Annotated in this window: 16 protein-coding genes; 4 read left to right on the top strand and 12 right to left on the bottom strand. The window is 66.7% G+C overall.

Features of this window, described 5'->3' with window-relative positions:
- Positions 1 to 35: 35 nt before the first annotated feature.
- Positions 36 to 2507, top strand: coding sequence for an ATP-binding protein (locus CAP40_RS13265; protein WP_086129966.1), 2472 nt, complete (start codon positions 36 to 38; stop codon positions 2505 to 2507).
- Here the strand turns inward: CAP40_RS13265 and CAP40_RS13260 are convergent.
- From CAP40_RS13260 to CAP40_RS13205, 12 genes are all read right to left on the bottom strand, one after another.
- Entirely contained in the window at positions 2504 to 3106 is a 603-nt protein-coding gene (locus CAP40_RS13260) for a hypothetical protein (RefSeq protein ID WP_086129965.1), read from the bottom strand. The genes CAP40_RS13265 and CAP40_RS13260 overlap by 4 nt on opposite strands.
- Positions 3107 to 3119: 13 nt before the next feature.
- Positions 3120 to 3896, bottom strand: coding sequence for a phosphoadenylyl-sulfate reductase (locus CAP40_RS13255; protein WP_086129964.1), 777 nt, complete (start codon positions 3894 to 3896; stop codon positions 3120 to 3122).
- Positions 3889 to 4314 carry a DUF934 domain-containing protein gene (locus CAP40_RS13250; RefSeq protein ID WP_086129963.1) on the bottom strand — a complete coding sequence of 142 codons (426 nt, stop codon included), beginning with the start codon at positions 4312 to 4314 and terminating at the stop codon, positions 3889 to 3891. Before CAP40_RS13250 ends, CAP40_RS13255 begins: the two co-directional genes overlap by 8 nt.
- Positions 4307 to 5938, bottom strand: a complete 1632-nt coding sequence (locus CAP40_RS13245; RefSeq protein ID WP_086129962.1) for a nitrite/sulfite reductase — start codon at positions 5936 to 5938, stop codon at positions 4307 to 4309. Before CAP40_RS13245 ends, CAP40_RS13250 begins: the two co-directional genes overlap by 8 nt.
- Positions 5939 to 6170: 232 nt before the next feature.
- On the bottom strand, positions 6171 to 6467 hold the full coding sequence (locus CAP40_RS13240; protein ID WP_086129961.1) for a DUF2849 domain-containing protein: 297 nt from the start codon (positions 6465 to 6467) through the stop codon (positions 6171 to 6173).
- Entirely contained in the window at positions 6464 to 7261 is a 798-nt protein-coding gene (gene cobA / locus CAP40_RS13235) for a uroporphyrinogen-III C-methyltransferase (RefSeq protein ID WP_086129960.1), read from the bottom strand. The genes CAP40_RS13240 and cobA overlap by 4 nt, the downstream gene beginning before the upstream one ends.
- An 85-nt stretch (positions 7262 to 7346) precedes the next feature.
- On the bottom strand, positions 7347 to 7766 hold the full coding sequence (locus CAP40_RS13230) for a hypothetical protein (protein WP_144034353.1): 420 nt from the start codon (positions 7764 to 7766) through the stop codon (positions 7347 to 7349).
- A 154-nt stretch (positions 7767 to 7920) separates the two neighbouring features.
- On the bottom strand, positions 7921 to 9225 hold the full coding sequence (locus tag CAP40_RS13225) for a cellulase family glycosylhydrolase (protein ID WP_086129958.1): 1305 nt from the start codon (positions 9223 to 9225) through the stop codon (positions 7921 to 7923).
- Between the two features lie 152 nt (positions 9226 to 9377).
- Complete coding sequence (locus CAP40_RS13220) at positions 9378 to 9656, bottom strand: zf-TFIIB domain-containing protein (RefSeq protein ID WP_086129957.1); 279 nt, start codon at positions 9654 to 9656, stop codon at positions 9378 to 9380.
- Positions 9657 to 9658: 2 nt separating this feature from the next.
- Positions 9659 to 10369: a Bax inhibitor-1/YccA family protein gene (locus CAP40_RS13215; RefSeq protein ID WP_086129956.1), complete on the bottom strand. Its 711-nt coding sequence runs from the start codon at positions 10367 to 10369 to the stop codon at positions 9659 to 9661.
- Between the two features lie 223 nt (positions 10370 to 10592).
- Positions 10593 to 12008: a succinylglutamate-semialdehyde dehydrogenase gene (gene astD, locus CAP40_RS13210; RefSeq protein ID WP_086129955.1), complete on the bottom strand. Its 1416-nt coding sequence runs from the start codon at positions 12006 to 12008 to the stop codon at positions 10593 to 10595.
- A gap of 58 nt (positions 12009 to 12066) precedes the next feature.
- Complete coding sequence (locus CAP40_RS13205; protein WP_086129954.1) at positions 12067 to 13416, bottom strand: protein adenylyltransferase SelO family protein; 1350 nt, start codon at positions 13414 to 13416, stop codon at positions 12067 to 12069.
- An 18-nt stretch (positions 13417 to 13434) separates the two neighbouring features.
- On the opposite strand from CAP40_RS13205, the gene CAP40_RS13200 reads away from it, so the two are divergent.
- The 3 genes from CAP40_RS13200 to CAP40_RS13190 all read left to right on the top strand — a co-directional run bounded on the left by CAP40_RS13200 (position 13435) and on the right by CAP40_RS13190 (position 17103).
- A complete protein-coding gene (locus tag CAP40_RS13200; protein ID WP_086129953.1) occupies positions 13435 to 14310 on the top strand; it encodes an alpha/beta fold hydrolase in 876 nt (291 codons plus the stop codon).
- 188 nt (positions 14311 to 14498) lie between these two features.
- On the top strand, positions 14499 to 15632 hold the full coding sequence (locus CAP40_RS13195; protein WP_086129952.1) for a glycosyltransferase family 4 protein: 1134 nt from the start codon (positions 14499 to 14501) through the stop codon (positions 15630 to 15632).
- 67 nt (positions 15633 to 15699) lie between these two features.
- The gene (locus CAP40_RS13190) at positions 15700 to 17103 is read left to right on the top strand and encodes a nitronate monooxygenase family protein (RefSeq protein WP_086129951.1); all 1404 of its coding nucleotides are present in this window, start codon (positions 15700 to 15702) and stop codon (positions 17101 to 17103) included.
- The last annotated feature ends 34 nt before the right edge of the window (positions 17104 to 17137 follow it).

Here is a 17137-nt window from a genome sequence, read left to right as displayed (position 1 = left end):
GGGCGGCGTGGGGATAAGGGCAGCGATCCGGCCTGATGACGGACGAGCGAGAAGATCGCGAGCGGCTGCGGCTGCAAGCGCTGGAGGTATATGAGATCCTCGACACGCCGCGCGAGCCGGCGTTCGACGAGGTCGTGCGGCTCGCGGCCGACATTTGCGAGACGCCGATCGCGCTGGTGAGTTTCGTCGGCAGCGACCGCCTGTTCTTCAAGGCGGCGCACGGCGTGGACCTGCTCGGCATGGATCGCGACATGTCGTTCTGCGAAAGCGCGCTGCTCCAGGACGAGCTGATGCTCGTCCCCGACGCCTCGCAGGATCCGCGCTTCGCCGAAACGCCGCTGGTGGCCGGCGATTCGCACATCCGCTTCTATGCGGGGGCCCAGCTGCGCACTGCCGAGGGGCTGCCGATCGGAACCCTGTGCGTGCTCGATGCCAAACCCCGTGGCCTCACCGACCTCCAGCGCCGCACGCTCGAAGTGCTCGGGCACCAAGTGATGCATCAGCTCAACCTGCGGCGCGAGCTCAAGCTGCGCGACGAGACGGACCTGCGCTATCGCACTCTGTTCGACACCATGGGCGAGGGCTTCTGCATCATCGAGTTCCTCGACGGACCGCACGGGCCGATGAGCGACTATGTCCATGTCGAGGCCAACGCCGCCTATGCCTTGCACGCGGGCATACCCGATGTGGTGGGGCAGCGGCTGCGGGAAATGGTGTCGGACGAGGCGGACGATTGGGTCGCGCGCTATGGCGATGTGCTGCGCACCGGCAATCCGATCCGCTTCGAGCGCGAGCTGGAGGCGACCGGGCGCTATCTTTCGCTATCGGCCTTCCGGATCGAACCGCCCAGCCGCAGGCAGGTCGCGGTGCTGTTCCAGGACGTGACCGGGCGCCGCCGGGCGGAGAAGGACCTGCTCGCGCTCAACCGCACGCTGGAAGCGCGCGTGGCCGAGGCGCTGGCCGAACGCGCGGTGCTTGCCGACATCGTCAACGGCAGCGAAGCCTTTGTCCAGGTGGTCGACATGGAAGGGCGCTGGGTTGCGGTGAACAACGCGGCGATGGTCGAGTTCGAGCGGATCTTCGGGGTGCAGCCACAGATCGGTGCGCGACAGGTCGATCTGCTCGACGGCCATGTGCACCAGGACAAGGTGCGCGGCGTATGGGACCGCGCGCTGGCCGAGGACGGCTATTCGAACATCGTCGAATATGAAGCACCCGACGGTGCGCTCCATTTCTACGAGCAGCGCTTCAGCTCGCTGCGCGATGCCGAGGGGCGCAAGATCGGCGCCTTCTCCTTCGTCTACGACGTGAGCGAGCGGTTGCGGGAACAGGAGCGGCTCCGCCATGCCGAGGAGGCGCTGCGCCAGGCGCAGAAGATGGAGGCGGTGGGCCAGCTCACCGGCGGGATCGCGCACGACTTCAACAATCTGCTCGCCGGCATATCGGGGGCGTTCGAGATGATCGGGACGCGGCTGTCGCAGGGGCGCGGGCGCGAGGTGGAGAAATATCTGGCGGCGGGCCAGGGCGCGACCCGGCGCGCCGCGGCGCTGACGCATCGGCTGCTCGCATTTTCGCGGCGTCAGACGCTTTCGCCCAAGGCGGTGGTGATCAACCGGCTGCTCTCCGATCTGGTCGAGCTGGTGCGGCGCACCGTGGGGCCGGCGATCGAAGTGGAGACCGTCGCGGCGGGAGGGCTCTGGCCCACCCTGGTCGATGCCAACCAGCTCGAGAACGCGATCCTGAACCTCTGCATCAACGCGCGCGACGCGATGCCGGGCGGCGGAAAGATCACCATCGAGACGGGCAACAAATGGCTCGACCACCGCACCGCGCGCGAACGGGGGCTGGAGCCGGGCCAATATGTCGCGGTCTGCGTGAGCGACACCGGCACCGGCATCGCGAAGGAGATACTCGACCGGGTATTCGATCCCTTCTTCACCACCAAGCCGCTGGGCGAGGGGACCGGCCTGGGCCTGTCGATGGTCTATGGCTTCGCGCGGCAGAGCCATGGCCAGGTCCGAATCTATTCCGAGCTGGGCCAGGGGACGATGGTGTGCGTCTACCTGCCGCGCTATCCGGGCGACGAAGACGCGCCGGGGCCGGCGGCGGGCAGCGTCGCGGCGCCGGCCAGCCATGAAGGCGAGATCGTGCTCGTCGTCGACGACGAGCCGACGGTGCGGATGCTGATCGTGGATGCGCTCGGCGAGCTTGGTTATTCCTGCCTGGAAGCGGCGGACGGTCCGGCGGGCCTCAAGCTGCTGGAGGGTACCGAACGGATCGACCTGCTGATCACCGATGTCGGCTTGCCCGGCGGGCTCAACGGGCGGCAGGTGGCGGATGCGGCGCGGGCGGGGCGGCCCGACCTCAAGGTGCTGTTCATCACCGGCTATGCCGAAAATGCCGTGCTCAACCACGGCCATATCGAGCATGGCATGGAAGTGCTGACCAAGCCCTTCGCGGTCGACGACCTCACTGCCCGTGTCGAGCGGATCATGCGCGAGCGCTAATAGCCCAGTCGCTTCAGTTCCTGCTTTACCGCGGCGATAGTCTTGAAGCGATAATGTTTGTCGTCGCCGTCCCGCGCGCTGCATTCGCAGCCGACGCCGCCAAATTTCCCGCTAGCGGCTTCGAGATAGGTCAGCCTGGACTGCCCGGGCACGGGCGCGTCGAACAGCCGGACCTCGTAGAGGGCGCCGCTATAGTCGTAATGCTGTTGCGGCCATCTGAGGATCACGATCAGTTCGCGATCCGTGTCGCGATCGGCGTTGGCGAAGCCGATCGCGGCGACTTCCGCTTCGCCGCCTTCTTCCTCGCCCGTGGTGACGCTGATGCGGCGCCAATTGCCGTCCGGCTGCGGCACCAGCGCGAACAGCTCGCGATGCGTGACGTCATAGTCCTTCTGCCGCTCCGTGCGCTGATAGTCGGCGAAGATCGTGCGGCGGCCATTCCATGCCGTATCGACAATGTTCACTTCACCCTCGGACCGGCCGAGCACGCGGGCGGCGAAATGCGCAGCCGTCTCGCCCGGTTCGAGGCGCCAGCCGGACGCGGGAGCGGCAGCGGTGGCGAGCAGGGCGAGGAGCGGGAACAGCGAGCGAATCGACATCTGCCCGAGCCTATCAGAAGCTCGGCTGGTTGGGGTCGCCATCCTCGATCGGCGTGTGGATGCCGCATTCGGTCTTGTCCCAGCCGCGCCAGCGGCCCGAGCGCGGATCCTCGCCCGGCTTGACCACGCTGGTGCACGGCGCGCAGCCGATCGAGAGATAGCCCTGCGCCTCCAGCGGGTGGCGGGGCAGGTCGTGCCGTTCGAACCAGGCTTCGATATCCGCCTTGGTCCAGGTGGCCAGCGGGTTGAACTTCAGCCGGTCGCCGTCGAGCTCGAAGCGGGGCAGGGCATTGCGGGTCGATGCCTGGAACGCCTTGCGGCCGGTGATGCTGGTGTCGAAGCCCGCCAGCGCCTTTTCGAGCGGGATCACCTTGCGGATCTCGCAGCAGCCGTCCGGATCATAGGACCAGCGCAGGCCGGTGGCGTCGCGCTTCTCGATCGCTTCGGCATCGGGCGCGACGATCCGGAGATTGCTCAGGCCGAGATGGGCCGCGAGCTGATCGCGATACGCCAGCGTCTCGGGGAAATGCTTGCCGGTATCGAGGAAGATCACCGGGGTATTCGCGTCGGCCTGTGCCACCAGATGGAGCAGCGCTGCGCTCTCCGCGCCGAAGGAGGAGACGAGAGCGACATCGCCGAGCATGTGGTTGCCCAGCACCTCGCGCAGCATCTCCGGCGTGTCGGTGCCGCGGAACAGGTTGTTGAGGCGGATCGCGTCCGCCGCGGTCCAGCGCGGGGCGATGTCGAGGCGATCGACCTCCCGGTCCAGCTTGCGCGCCGCCTCAGCCATGCCGGCGTTTCCATACCGGGATCGCGGGATCCGCGGCGGCCTGGTAGTGATATTCGTATCGGGCGAGGCTGGCGGCGAGCACGGCTTCGTCGACCGGCGCCTCGGGCGCGAAGCTGTCGAAGCCACAGCGGCGCATCAGCGGGATCTGGTCGACCAGCACGTCACCCTGCGCGCGCAGCTCGCCCGCATAGCCCGCCTCGCGCAGGATGCGGCCGGTGGAATAGCCGCGGCCGTCGCGGAACTTGGGGAAGCTCACTTCGACCAGGGCGAGGCGATCGAGATGGGGCAGGAGCACGCGCGCATCCTCGCCCGCCTCGATGCGGACGGCGGTAGCGTTGGACTGGCCGAGGAAGCTGTCGAGCGTGACCGCGGGCTCCTCATGCGCCTCGTCGGTGCGGTAACGTAGCAGGTCACCCATAGATCGCCTCCTTGAACGGGGCCATGCCGAGTCGGCGATAGGTGTCGAGGAAGCGCTCGCCTTCGTCCCGCTCGCGCAGATAGACGTCGGTGGCCCTTTCGATCGCGTCGACGATGCCGTCCTCGCTGAAGCCGGGGCCGGTGATCGTGCCGAGCGAGACGTCCTCCGCGCCCGAACCGCCCAGCAGCAGCTGGTAGTTCTCCACGCCCTTACGGTCGACGCCGAGGATGCCGATATGGCCGGCGTGATGGTGGCCGCAGGCGTTGATGCAGCCGCTGATCTTGAGCTTCAGCTCGCCCAGTTCGCGCTGGCGGCCGATATCCGAGAAGCGGGTGGCAATCTTCTGCGCCAGCGGGATCGAGCGGGCATTGGCCAGCGAGCAATAGTCCAGGCCCGGGCAGGCGATGATGTCGCTGATCAGGTCGAGATTGGCCTCGGCCAGCCCGGCATCGCGCAGCTGCTCCCAAATATGGCGAAGGTCGCACACAGCGACGTGCGGAAGGACGATATTCTGTGCGTGCGTTACGCGTAACTCATTGAAACTAAATGATTCTGCCAGATCGGCCATCAGGTCGATCTGGTCGGCGCTGGCATCGCCCGGGATGCCGCCAATCGGCTTCAGGCTGATCGTCACCACCGCATGGCCGGGCTGTTTATGTGCCGAGACATTCTGGTCGAGCCAGACCGCGAAATCGGGGTCGCTGCGGTCGAGTTCGTCCGCGGCGTGCACATCATAGGCCGGCGGGGCGAAATGGGCGGCGATGCGGTCGAACTCGGCCCGGGGCGGATCGATGCCCAGCGCCTTCACGGCCCTGAACTCCTCTTCGACCTCGGCGGCGTATTTCTCCGCGCCCAGCTCATGGATCAGGATCTTGATCCGGGCCTTGTACATGTTGTCGCGCCGGCCATAGCGATTATAGACGCGCAGGCATGCCTCGAGATAGCTGACAAAGTCTTCGAATGGCACGAAATCCTTGATCAGCGGCGCGATCATCGGGGTGCGCCCCATGCCGCCGCCGACATAGACCTCGGCGCCCAGCCGGCCGTCGCGCTCGACGATCCGCAGGCCGATATCGTGCAGGCGCATCGCCGCGCGGTCTTCCTCGGCCGCGATCACCGCGATCTTGAACTTGCGCGGCAAATAGCTGAACTCGGGGTGGAAACTGCTCCACTGACGCAGCAGCTCGGCCCAGGGGCGCGGATCGGTCAGTTCGTCCGCGGCGGCGCCGGCGAACTGGTCCGACGAAATGTTGCGGATGCAGTTGCCGCTCGTCTGGATGGCATGCATCTCGACCGTGGCGAGATCGGCGAGGATATCCGGCGCGTCCTCGAGCTTGATCCAGTTGTACTGCAGGTTCTGGCGCGTGGTGAAATGGCCATAGCCGCGATCATATTTGCGGGCGATGTGCGCCAGCATGTGCATCTGGCGGCTGTCGAGCGTGCCATAGGGCACCGCGACGCGCAGCATATAGGCGTGGAGCTGGAGGTAGAGGCCGTTCATCAGCCGCAGCGGCTTGAACTGATCCTCGGTGATCTGGCCGGCGAGACGGCGCTGCACCTGGTCGCGGAACTCCTCGACGCGGGCGGCTACGATCGCATGGTCATATTCGTCATATTTGTACATCAGCGGATCGCTTCGATTTCGTTCGCGTGGGGACGCGCGGACGCGAGGGTAGAGAGCAATTGGTTCGCGCAGGGGCGCAGAGAGCGCCGAGGTGTCTCGCTCGGCTGCGCCAGCAGCCTTTCAATCTCTGACGAAGGCGAAAAGCGCGCTAACGCGCCTGCCTTTCTCTCTGCGCTCTCTGCGCCTCTGCGCGATAACAATCCCCGCGCCTCCGCGCCTTCGCGTGCGAACATCATATCACCCAGCTCCCCGCATTCGGATCCGCCGGCTTCAGCGTCAGGTCCGGGCGGACGGTGGGGCCGAGCGCGCGGATGCGGTCCTTGATGTGCGCGGGGCGCGGACCCTCGGGCGTGGCGGTGGCGTCGATCACATAGGGGCCGTTGACGCGGCGGGCGCCTTCCTCGGCATGCGCGATCGCCTCGCCCTGGTCGCCGACATCGACGGCATCCTCGACATGGCGGGACCAGCCGGTGCCGGTCCACCAAGTGACGTCCCCGGTGGGGAGATCGTTTCCGGTGAGCAGCTTCATGCCCCAAGCCCTTCCAGATTCTCCGCCGCCTTCGCCCATCTGGCGAGCTTGTCCTCGGCGTCGGCCAGCATGACGACTTCGCCGACGATGATGATCGCGGGACTCTGCACCTTCTCGCGAGCGACCATCGGGCCGAGATCGGCGAGCAGCGTGCGCAGGGCGCGGCTGCCCTCCAGCGTGCCGCGCTCGAGCACGGCAACAGGCATGTCGGGCGAGACGCCGTCGTTCATCAGCTTCTCGGAGATGTCCGGGCAGGTGGCGACGCCCATATAGATCACCAGCGTGCGGCCCTTGCCCGCCAGGCCGGACCAGTCCTGCTCGCTGAGGCCCTTGCACTGGCCGGCGACGAAGCTGACCGCGCTCGACCAGTCGCGATGGGTAAGGGGCAGGTTGACCTCGGCGGCCGCACCGAGGGCCGCGGAGATGCCGGGGATGACTTCGACGGGCAGACCGGCGGCGCGCACCGCTTCGACTTCCTCGCCGCCGCGGCCGAAGATGAACGGATCGCCGCCCTTCAGGCGGACGACGATCGCGCCGGTCTTCACATGGGCGACGATCAGCGCGTTGATCGCGTCCTGGGGCAGGGTGTGCTTCGAGCGCGACTTGGCCACCGAGATGCGGTGTGCCTGGGGCGCGAGGTCGAGCACGCGGGGATCGACCAGTCCGTCATGGACGAGCACATCGGCCTGGCGCAGCGCCTCGACGGCGCGCACGGTGAGCAGGCCCGGATCGCCGGGGCCCGCGCCGACAAGGATCACGCGCCCGCGCGCGGTGGGATCGAGGAGCGTTGCCATTTGCGGCAGATGCGCCTGGCGGGCGCCCGCGACAACCGAGGCTTGGTTGGGGCCGGGCTAGCGAAACTATCCCGGCCCCTGGGGGTCAGCCGACATTGGGTCCCGTCGGGAGATACTGCGCGACGATGTGCGGTACCGTTACCGGCATGCCGAAGTTGAACTTGTTGTAGGTCGCCATATCCGGAACCCACATCTTCCGGGACAGGGTCACGAGGTAGATCGTGCCCCCGTCGTTGATGAGAACGGACCCACTGGTGATCGGTTCGCCGGACGGCGCATTGTCCACCAGATAGTCGTTGACCGAGATCCCGTCCCAGTTGCGGAAGAGCTGGGCGTAAGTCGTGGCGTCCGGAATCCAGCGAAGGATGCCGTTCAGCATCAGGTAGACATTCGGCCCACTGGATCCCCTGACGCGTTGGCCATCATATTTCCTCCAATCGACGACATCCGAAAACTCTTTCGCGATGTCTTTGACGTCGGCTGATTTCTCAAGAACAAGTTCCATAGGAAATCTCCATAAATTTCACGAACAACGCGGAATGTTCATAGTAATGCCGTTCGTTGTCGGCATGCGACTGTGAATCATACTAAGCAGTATTTTCGGTATTGGAGATTTTTCGTATCCGAAATGGCTTTTGATGCGCCGGATAACGCCGGATCTAGTTGCCGTGCATTGCGGCGAGCGCTTGCGCATGCGCCCGGATCACCGCCCGTGTCGTCGCGTCGCCGTCGAACACGCCGTACCAGCCCTGCGGCTCGTGCGGCGGATCGCCCAGCCAGGCGGTATCGCCGGGCCGGAAGCGGTGGTCTCCATGTGCCGGGCGGCCCTCGCCATTCCAGGCCCAGAAATTGGAACCGGCGAGGATGCCCGGATTGGCCTCCACCTCGGCGTAGATCAGTTTGTAGTACAGGTCCCTGAAGCTGGTCGCCGACTCGGGATCATAGCCGCCGCCGTCGCGCGGATAGCCGAATTCCTCGACCACCAGCGGCTTGCCCAGTTCCCTGGCCAGCGCGATGTGGCGGGCGATATACTCGCGCACCCTGGCGAAGCTCGCCTCGTTGGTGCCGGCAATGTTCCTGGCATCGACCCAGCCCCAGTTGAGCGGCCAGATATGCGCCGTCAGATAGTCGATCTCGGGGAAGCCATGGGCCGCTCTGTAGACATCGGCGCGCTCGATCGAGCCCATCAGGCCCTCGCTGCCCGTCGAGACGAGATGCCGCGGCGAAAGCGACTTGATCAGCCTGGCGGTGCCCTGGATCCAGCCATGATAGGCCGAAAGCAGCGGTTCTGCTGCCTTGGCGCTGCCGCCGGGGCGCGGCTCGTTAGCGAGTTGCCAGGCCATGATCGTCGGATCGCCGGCGTGACGCTCCACCATGGCGCGGACATAGTCGTGATACAGGCCCACCGCCTCGGCGCTGGCATAGAATTGCGCGGCCATGTCCGGGAATGCCGGCCAGGGATGCGCGGGATCGTTCGCGTCGAGATACTTCCCGCCATTCGTCCAGCTGAGATAGGTCATCATCCCGCCCGACCATTCCCAGAAATTGGTGAGGTAGAGCACTGCCTTCATATCGCGCCGGCCGAGTTCGGAAAGCGCGAAGGCCAGGCCGTCGACCAGTGCCGGGTTCCAGGCGCTCCCCCGGGTGCGGAAGGCTGGCTTCACCGAATTCTTGAGCGGCGAATCCTCGGCGGAAGCGGCGATGCGCAGGTTGCGAACGCCCATCGCGACCAGGGCATCGAGTTCGCGGCGCAGGCGATCGCGATTGCCCCAGGGAGCATCGGCGCCCAGCCAGGCGGCGTACCACATGTTCGCGCCGACGAAGCGATGGGGCTTGCCGCCGAGGAACAGGCCCATGCCCTGGCGCGTGACGAAGTCGCCGGGCGCGGCGGCGACGGGGAGGTGCAGCGCGGTGCCGGCCAGCGCGGCGGCGCCCGTTCCGAGCAGGGACCTGCGGGTGAACATGGTCTTCCTCCCCTGTTAGCGGTCACATCATAGCCGCAACGGCGCGGGGAGGAAGTGGGTGGACGGGGCGCGACCCTCGCAGGTGAGAGAGGGGGAAGGGCCGCGCCGCCGTCTGCCCGCGTGTAATGCGCCTGCACGCGGGCGGGAACGGATCAGTCGAACAGGTCCTCGAGGAACGACTTGCGGCGCTTCTGCGGATAGTGGCCGCCGCCATGGCCATAGCCATGGCCGCGCTCGTCATGGCGGGGCCGTTCCTCGCGATATTGGGGTGGCGGAGCCGCGGCCGGGGCGGCGCTGCGCTCGATGATCTTGTCGAGCTCGCCGCGATCCAGCCACACGCCGCGGCAGCTGGGGCAATGGTCGATCTCGATCCCCGAGCGCTCGACCGGCACCAGCACGGTGCCGTCGACGGGGCAGGTGAAGCTGGCCATGGTTACTCCTCTCGCTGGCCCATCAGGCCGAGCAGCAGCTGGAACATGTTGATCAGGTTCAGATAGAGCGACAGCGCGCCCATGATCGCGAGCTTGTCGGCAGCCTCGCTGCGGCCGTAATGGGCATATTCGCTCTTCAGGCGCTGCGTGTCCCAGGCGGTGAGGCCGGCGAACACGACGATGCCCACGACCGAGAGCAGCATCTGCAGCATCGACGAGCCGAGGAAGATGTTGACGATGCTCGCCAGCACCACCGCGATCAGGCCGACGAACAGGAAGGTGCCCATGCCGGTCAGGTCGCGCTTGGTCGAATAGCCGAACAGGCTGAGCGCCAGGAACATCGCGGCGGCGGCGAAGAAGGCCATGGCGATGCTTTGGCCGGTGAAGACCAGGAAGATGCTCGCCATCGACACGCCCATCACGCCGGCAAAGGCGAAGAAGGCGGTGCGCGCGCCAGCGACGCTCATCCGCTCGATGCGGAACTGGAAGAAGAAGATGAAGGCGAGCGGCGCGAACATGGCGACCCATTTCAGCGGGGTGCCGAAGATCAGCGCGACCAGCGCCGGCGTGTTCGCCACGGCGAGCGCGACGAGGCCGGTGATCGCCAGACCGATCCCCATGTTGCGGTAGATGCCCAGCATGTGCTGGCGCAGCCCCTCGTCGAAGCGCGCGGCGGCGGCGCCGGTGCGGGGGATCTGGTAGAGAGGGTTCACGTGTGAAAACTCCAATCGAAGCAAGGCATTCGATCGAGCGCCACTCGGTCCGGTCTCGGTGGGGAAGGGGGACTGGCCGTCCGAAACCTGCACCGAGCGCGCTCGATGCGGTCCGACATCACGAGGGCTTGTAGAAGCCCTCGCCAGAGGGGCCCGGTCCGCAAGGAACAATCTAGGCGGCGGTCATGTCCGCTTCAATGACGCTGCTGTAACAAAGTGTTGCTCAGGCGTCGCGCAGGCCCACGCCCATCGAGGCGCGGGCGGAGTCGCTTTCCGACGAGACCACCGGATAGGCGCAATAATCGGCTGCGTAATAGGCGCTGGGCCGGTGGTTGCCCGACCAGCCGACGCCGCCGAAGGGCGCGGCGGAGGAAGCGCCGTTGGTCGGCCGGTTCCAGTTGACGATCCCGGCGCGGATATTCGCCCAGAACTGGTCGTAGAGCTTGGGATTCTGCGCGACCAGGCTGGCTGAGAGGCCGTAGCGCGTGTCGTTCGCCTCGGCGATCGCCTCCTCGAAGCTGTTCACCCGGAAGACCTGGAGGATCGGGCCGAACAGCTCGACGTCCACCTTCTCGTTGGCGCCGGTCATGTCGATCACGCCGGGCGTGAGGAACGGGCGGCCTTCGATCGGACGTTCCATGTGGCGGATCGGGCGGCCGCCCATGGTGAGCAGCGCCAGGAAGCTCTCGGTGAGCATGTCGGCCGCGTCATTGTCGATCACCGGGCCCATGAAGGGCGCGGGGTCGGCGTGCGGCTCGCCGATGATCAGCCGGCCGATCAGCTTGTTCAGCTCGGCCATCAGCGGCTCGTGGAGCTTCTCGTCGACGATCAGGCGGCGGGCGGCGGTGCAGCGCTGGCCGGCGGTGGTGAAGGCCGACTGCACGACGAGGACGGCGGCCGAATAGAGATCGGGCGTATCCCACACCACGATCGGATTGTTGCCGCCCATCTCGAGCGCGAGGATCTTCTCGGGCTTGGTGGCGAACTGGCGGTTTAGGGCGATACCGGTATTGGCCGAGCCGGTGAACAGCAGCCCGTCAATGTCCGGATGCGCGGCCAGCGCCTTGCCTTCGTCCGGGCCGCCGACCAGCAGGCGGATGCAGCCTTCCGGAATGCCGGCGGCGCGGTAGCAATCGACCAGGAAGGCGCCCGAGGCGGGGGTCTTCTCCGAAGGTTTGAACACCACGGCATTGCCGGCGAGCAGCGCGGGGACGATATGGCCGTTCGGCAGGTGGACGGGGAAATTATACGGACCCAGCACCGCCAGCACGCCGTGCGGCTTGTGGCGCAACGCCAGGCGCGTGTTCATCGGCGCGTCGATGCGGCGTTGGCCGGTGCGCTCGGAAAAGGCGGTGATCGAGATGTCGACCTTGGAGATCACCGTCTCGATTTCGCTGCGCGCCTCCCAGAGCGGCTTGCCGGTTTCGCGGGCGAGCAGATCGGTGAAGGCGTCCGCCTTCTGCCGCACGACATTGGCGAAGCGGCGCAGCGCCTCGATGCGATAGGCGAGCGGATGCGCGGCCCAGGCGGCCCAGCTCTGGCGCGCGGACGCGACTTCCCTGTCGGCGTCTCCGCGGGCCTGGCGCCAGAGAACGGCGCCGGTGGCGGGTTCGGTCGAGATGATTTCCGTGCCGGGCATTCGATGTCGGGGATGCACTTTCAGGAAGGATCAGGCGCTCTTGCACGAATTTTGGCGGCTAGGCCAGTGCCTGAGCCATGCGCCGGATGGTGGCGACCTTCGCGTGGAGCGGTCCCCAATCGTCCGTTTCGGCGATCGCCGCCCAGATCGTTTCCACCTCGTCGATCAGCATCGAACAGGGAGCGCCCGACCAATAGCCATGGTCGCGCGCCTTGCGGGGGCGGTAATGCTCGAGCTGGCCGCGCAGATCGTCGAACGCTTCGCCAAAATGGGTAGGAAGCGCGCCGCCGAATGCCTCGAAGAAGAACGCGTCCAGCGGAGTCAGCGTCTCGGCGAGCGCCTTTTCGAGCGTGGCCGTCAGCACGCGATCCGCCTCGGTGCCGCGCGGCACGACGCCGAGGCGCCAGAGCAGCGCGTCGGTCACTTCGCGCCGATAGGCCTCGGGGAAAAGGTCCATCGCCTCGATCAGCGATTCCTCCTCGGCGATCGGGCGGAGCGAGATGGCGAGCTGCATCGCATCCCAGTAGATCGCTTCGGGCTGGCGGCCGAAGGCGTAGAGCCCGGCATGGTCGAAATAGGCGGCGGTGAAGCCCGGGTCCCAGAACGGTGCGAAGCGCCATGGGCCATAATCGAAGCTTTCGCCGGTGACGTTGATGTTGTCGCTGTTGAGCACGCCGTGGACGAAGCCGGCGGCCATGTAGCGCGCCGCCATCCGGGCGGTCCGCCGGACGACATGGGCAAGCAGGCGGGCAGGGCCGTCCTCGCCAACTTCCTCGCCATGATAGTGGCGCAGCACATAGGCGGTGAGCCGGCGGAGCGCGTCCCGGTCGTCGAGATGGGCGAGGCGCTGGAAGGTGCCGATGCGGATATGGCCGTGGCTGAGGCGGACGAGCACCGACGAGCGGGTGGGTGACGGCTCGTCGCCGCGGTGGAGCGCCTCGCCGGTCTCGATGAGGGAGAAGCTGCGCGAAGTCTCGACGCCCAGCGCCTCCAGCATCTCGGTGGCGAGAATTTCCCGCACGCCGCCCTTCAGCGTAAGGCGCCCGTCGCCGAAGCGGCTATGGGGCGTCTGCCCCGATCCCTTGGTGCCCAGATCCATCAGCCGGCCGTGCCGGTCGCGCATTTGCGCGAACAGGAAGCCGCGGCCGTCGCCGATCTCGGGATTGTACACGCGGAACTGGTGGCCGTGATAGCGCAGCGCCAGCGGCGCGGCGAGCGAGCCCTGCAGCGGCTCGAACCGTCCGAAATGCGCGATCCATTCCGCATCCGACAGGCCGTCCAGCCCCACTTCGGCGGCGGCCCGATCGTTGCGGAAGCGCAGGATCGCCTTCGGGAACGGCGCCGCCGCGACCGGATCGTAGAAGCCGTCGCCAAGTTCGAGGATCGCCTGTTGCGGAGTGAAGTCCATGCGGCGATATGGGGAAGGATGGGCGATCGGCGCAACTATTCCGACGGTTTCTGGTGGTCGCGGGACGGCATCCGTCTCCACTATCGCGAATATGCAGGGCCGGCGGACCGCCCGCCCGTGCTCTGCTTCCCCGGGCTGACGCGCAACGCGCGCGACTATGAGGGGCTGGCCGAGCGGCTGGCGGGCCAGTGGCGCGTGCTCTGCATCGAGTTTCGCGGGCGCGGCGAGAGCGGCTATGCCAAGGATCCGATGAGCTATGTGCCGCTCACCTATTTCCAGGATGTCGAGGCGCTGCTCGAGGAGCGGGAGATCGGGAAGTTCGTCGCGGTCGGCACGTCGCTGGGCGGGCTGGTGACGATGCTGCTCGCCGCGACCGAGCGCGACAAGCTGGCCGGCGTGGTGCTCAACGACGTGGGGCCGGAGATCAACCCCGCCGGCCTGGCGCGCATCCGCACCTATGTCGGCAAGGCGGTATGGTATCCCACGTGGATGCATGCGGCACGGGCGCTGGCGAGCGGCAATGCCGATGTCTATCCGGGCTATGAGATCGAGGACTGGCTGCGCATGGCCAAGCGGCTCTACCGGGTGAACAGTTCGGGCCGCATCGTGCTCGACTACGACATGAAGATCGCCGAGCCGTTCCGCGTGCCCGGCAACGAGGCCGGGCCGGACATGTGGCCGACGATCGACGCCATTGCCGGGCGGCCGCTGCTGATCGTGCGCGGCGAACGCTCGGATATCCTGAGCGAGGAGACTGCGGCCGAGATGGTGCGGCGCGTGCAGGGCGCCGAACTGGTGACGGTGCCCGGCGTCGGCCACGCGCCCACGCTGGAGGAGCCGGAAGCGGTGGCGGGGATCGAGCGGCTGCTGGCGCGGGTGGCGGGAGCACAGTAGCCCGCCGTCATGCTGAACTCGTTTCAGCATCCAAGGTGCAGCGGACGATGGCGTTCGAGCTTCGAGTCCGTCCCTCGCGAAGCGTTGGACCCTGAAACGAGTTCAGGGTGACGAAAGCAAGGAACTCTTGTGGCACGAGATCCCCGCTTTCGCCGGGATGACGGATTGGCTATCGAGCCAATCCAACGATGCCGATCCACATCCTCCACCTCCACTCGACCTTCAACCTCGGCGGCAAGGAAGCGCGCGCCGTGCGGCTGATGAATGCCTTCGGCGACAAGGCGCGGCACACCATCGTCTCGGCCATGCCCGACCAGCTCGAGGCGCGGGCGATGATCGCCAAGGGGATCAAGTACGAGATCGCGCAGGATCCGCCGCCGCTCTCGGGCCGGCCTTCCGTGAAGCGCTATGAGGCCATCGCGCGCTACATGCGCCGCTTCGACCTGGTGCTCACCTATAATTGGGGTGCGATCGACGGGGTGATGGCGGCGCGCGTGTTCGGCAAGGGCCTGCCGCCGGTGATTCATCACGAGGACGGCTTCAACCAGGACGAGGCCGAGAAGCTCAACCCGGTGCGCAACATGTATCGCCGCATCGCGCTGCCCGCGGCCAATGCGCTGGTCGTACCCTCCGAAGTGCTCGAGCGGATCGCGCTCAAGCACTGGCGCCAGCCGGTGGACCGCCTGTTCCGCATCGCCAACGGCATCCCGACCAAGCTCTATGCCGGCAAACCCGATATCGACCTGATCCCCCAGCTCAGGAACAAGAAGCCCGGGACATTGGTGGTGGGCTGTGTCGCAGGCCTCAGGCCGGTGAAGGACCTGCCGATGCTGGTCCGCGCGGTGGCCGGGCTCAACACCCGCTTCAAGCTGGTGATCGTAGGCGAGGGGCCGGAGCGGCAGAACATCCTCGATGCCGCCGAGGCAATGGCGATCGAGGACGAAGTGATCCTGCCCGGGTTCCTGCGCGAGCCGCACCGCTACATGGGATTGTTCGACGTGTTTGCGCTCTCCTCGAAGAGCGAGCAGGCGCCGATCTCGGTGCTCGAGGCGATGGCGGCCGGCCTGCCGGTGGTGGCGCCCCCGGTGGGCGACATTCCCAGGATGGTCGGCGAGCGCAACCAGCATTTCCTGCCGCCCGAGCGCACCGAAGTGGTGCTGCGCGACCGGATCGACATGTTCGCCCGGCATCCCGAGGAACGCGCCATGGTGGGGGAGGAGAACCGCGCGCGCGTCCGTGCGTTGTTCGACGAGGGTGAAATGATTGCCGCCTACGCACGGCTCTATGGCGCCGCGATGGGACGGCCTGACGCACTGCAATAACGATTGTTGCTCGCTTGTTGCGTCCGATCCGTCTAGCGTCGCGCGAATTTTTTGATCTGGAGGTTCTGTGTTCAAGGGTCTGTCGCCCATCCTGTACAACGGCCGCGAGGTCTGGCCGATCGTCGAGGGGGGCAAGGGTGTGGCTGCCACCAACCATGCCAGCGCAGGCGCCTGGGCCGCTGCGGGGGGCATCGGCACGGTCTCCGCGGTCAACGCCGACAGCTATGACGCCGAAGGCAAGATCATCCCCCAGATCTATCGCGCGCTCACGCGCCGCGAGCGGCACGAGGAACTGATCCAGTACGCGATCGAGGGCGCGGTCCAGCAGGTCAAGAAGGCCTTCGAGATCGGCGACGGCAAGGGCGCGATCAACATCAACGTGCTGTGGGAGATGGGCGGCGCGCAGCGGGTGCTGCACGGCGTGCTGGAGCGCACCCGCGGCATGGTCGCCGGCGTCACCTGCGGCGCGGGCATGCCCTACAAGCTCAGCGAGATCGCGGCGTCGTACAACGTCAACTATCTGCCGATCGTCAGCTCCGGCCGCGCCTTCCGTGCGCTGTGGAAGCGGGCCTATTCCAAGGCGAGCGAATGGCTGGCGGCGGTGGTCTATGAGGATCCCTGGCTGGCCGGCGGCCATAACGGGCTGTCCAACGCCGAGGATCCGCTGAAGCCGCAGGACCCCTATCCGCGGGTGAAGGAACTGCGCGACGTGATGCGCGAGGGCGGCATTTCGGACGAAGTGCCGATCGTGATGGCCGGCGGCGTCTGGTATCTGCGCGACTGGAACGACTGGATCGACAATCCCGAGCTCGGCCGCATCGCCTTCCAGTTCGGCACGCGCCCGCTGCTCACCCAGGAAAGCCCGATCCCCGATGGCTGGAAGGCCAAGCTGATGGAGATCGAGGAAGGCGAGGTGCTCCTCCACCGTTTCTCGCCGACCGGCTTCTATTCGTCGGCGGTGCGCAACCCGTTCCTGCGCAACCTCGAGGCGCGCTCCGAGCGCCAGATCCCCTATTCGACCGAAGAGGCGGGCGACCATACCTTCCAGCTCGACGTGGGCGTGAAGGGCAAGAATTTCTGGGTGACGCGCAACGACCTGCTGCGAGCCCGCCAATGGTTCGGCAACGGCTTCACCTCGGCGCTCAAGACGCCGGACAACACGCTGGTGTTCGTCAACGAGGAGGAGAAGGGCATCATCCGCAGGGACCAGGCGGACTGCATGGGCTGCCTGAGCCAGTGCGCCTTCTCGTCCTGGGCCGATACCGAGACCAACTCGACCGGCCGGCTGGCGGATCCGCGCAGCTTCTGCATCCAGAAGACGCTGCAGGACATCGCCCATGGCGGCCCGACCGACGAGAACCTGATGTTCGCGGGGCATGCCGCCTACAACTTCAAGCGCGACCCGTTCTATTCGAACGGCTTCGTGCCGACGGTGAAGCAGCTGGTGGACCGGATCCTGACGGGCGACTGAGGGGTTTCCGGCGCGGATCGGGCCGCATCTCGGA

This window comes from Sphingomonas sp. IBVSS2, assembly GCF_002127225.1.
GTDB lineage: Bacteria > Pseudomonadota > Alphaproteobacteria > Sphingomonadales > Sphingomonadaceae > Sphingomonas.
Note: the sequence above shows the minus strand (reverse complement) of the source record. Positions and strands in the feature narration are given on the sequence as shown.

Coding starts and splice junctions, on each gene's coding strand:
- CAP40_RS13195 (WP_086129952.1), top strand. CDS start 14,499: ATGCCGATCCACATCCTCCACCTCCACTCGACCTTCAACCTCGGCGGC.
- CAP40_RS13260 (WP_086129965.1), bottom strand. CDS start 3,106: ATGTCGATTCGCTCGCTGTTCCCGCTCCTCGCCCTGCTCGCCACCGCT.
- CAP40_RS13240 (WP_086129961.1), bottom strand. CDS start 6,467: ATGAAGCTGCTCACCGGAAACGATCTCCCCACCGGGGACGTCACTTGG.
- CAP40_RS13245 (WP_086129962.1), bottom strand. CDS start 5,938: ATGTACAAATATGACGAATATGACCATGCGATCGTAGCCGCCCGCGTC.
- CAP40_RS13225 (WP_086129958.1), bottom strand. CDS start 9,225: ATGTTCACCCGCAGGTCCCTGCTCGGAACGGGCGCCGCCGCGCTGGCC.
- CAP40_RS13200 (WP_086129953.1), top strand. CDS start 13,435: ATGGGCGATCGGCGCAACTATTCCGACGGTTTCTGGTGGTCGCGGGAC.
- CAP40_RS13265 (WP_086129966.1), top strand. CDS start 36: ATGACGGACGAGCGAGAAGATCGCGAGCGGCTGCGGCTGCAAGCGCTG.
- astD (WP_086129955.1), bottom strand. CDS start 12,008: ATGCCCGGCACGGAAATCATCTCGACCGAACCCGCCACCGGCGCCGTT.
- CAP40_RS13230 (WP_144034353.1), bottom strand. CDS start 7,766: ATGGAACTTGTTCTTGAGAAATCAGCCGACGTCAAAGACATCGCGAAA.
- cobA (WP_086129960.1), bottom strand. CDS start 7,261: ATGGCAACGCTCCTCGATCCCACCGCGCGCGGGCGCGTGATCCTTGTC.
- CAP40_RS13255 (WP_086129964.1), bottom strand. CDS start 3,896: ATGGCTGAGGCGGCGCGCAAGCTGGACCGGGAGGTCGATCGCCTCGAC.
- CAP40_RS13250 (WP_086129963.1), bottom strand. CDS start 4,314: ATGGGTGACCTGCTACGTTACCGCACCGACGAGGCGCATGAGGAGCCC.
- CAP40_RS13205 (WP_086129954.1), bottom strand. CDS start 13,416: ATGGACTTCACTCCGCAACAGGCGATCCTCGAACTTGGCGACGGCTTC.
- CAP40_RS13220 (WP_086129957.1), bottom strand. CDS start 9,656: ATGGCCAGCTTCACCTGCCCCGTCGACGGCACCGTGCTGGTGCCGGTC.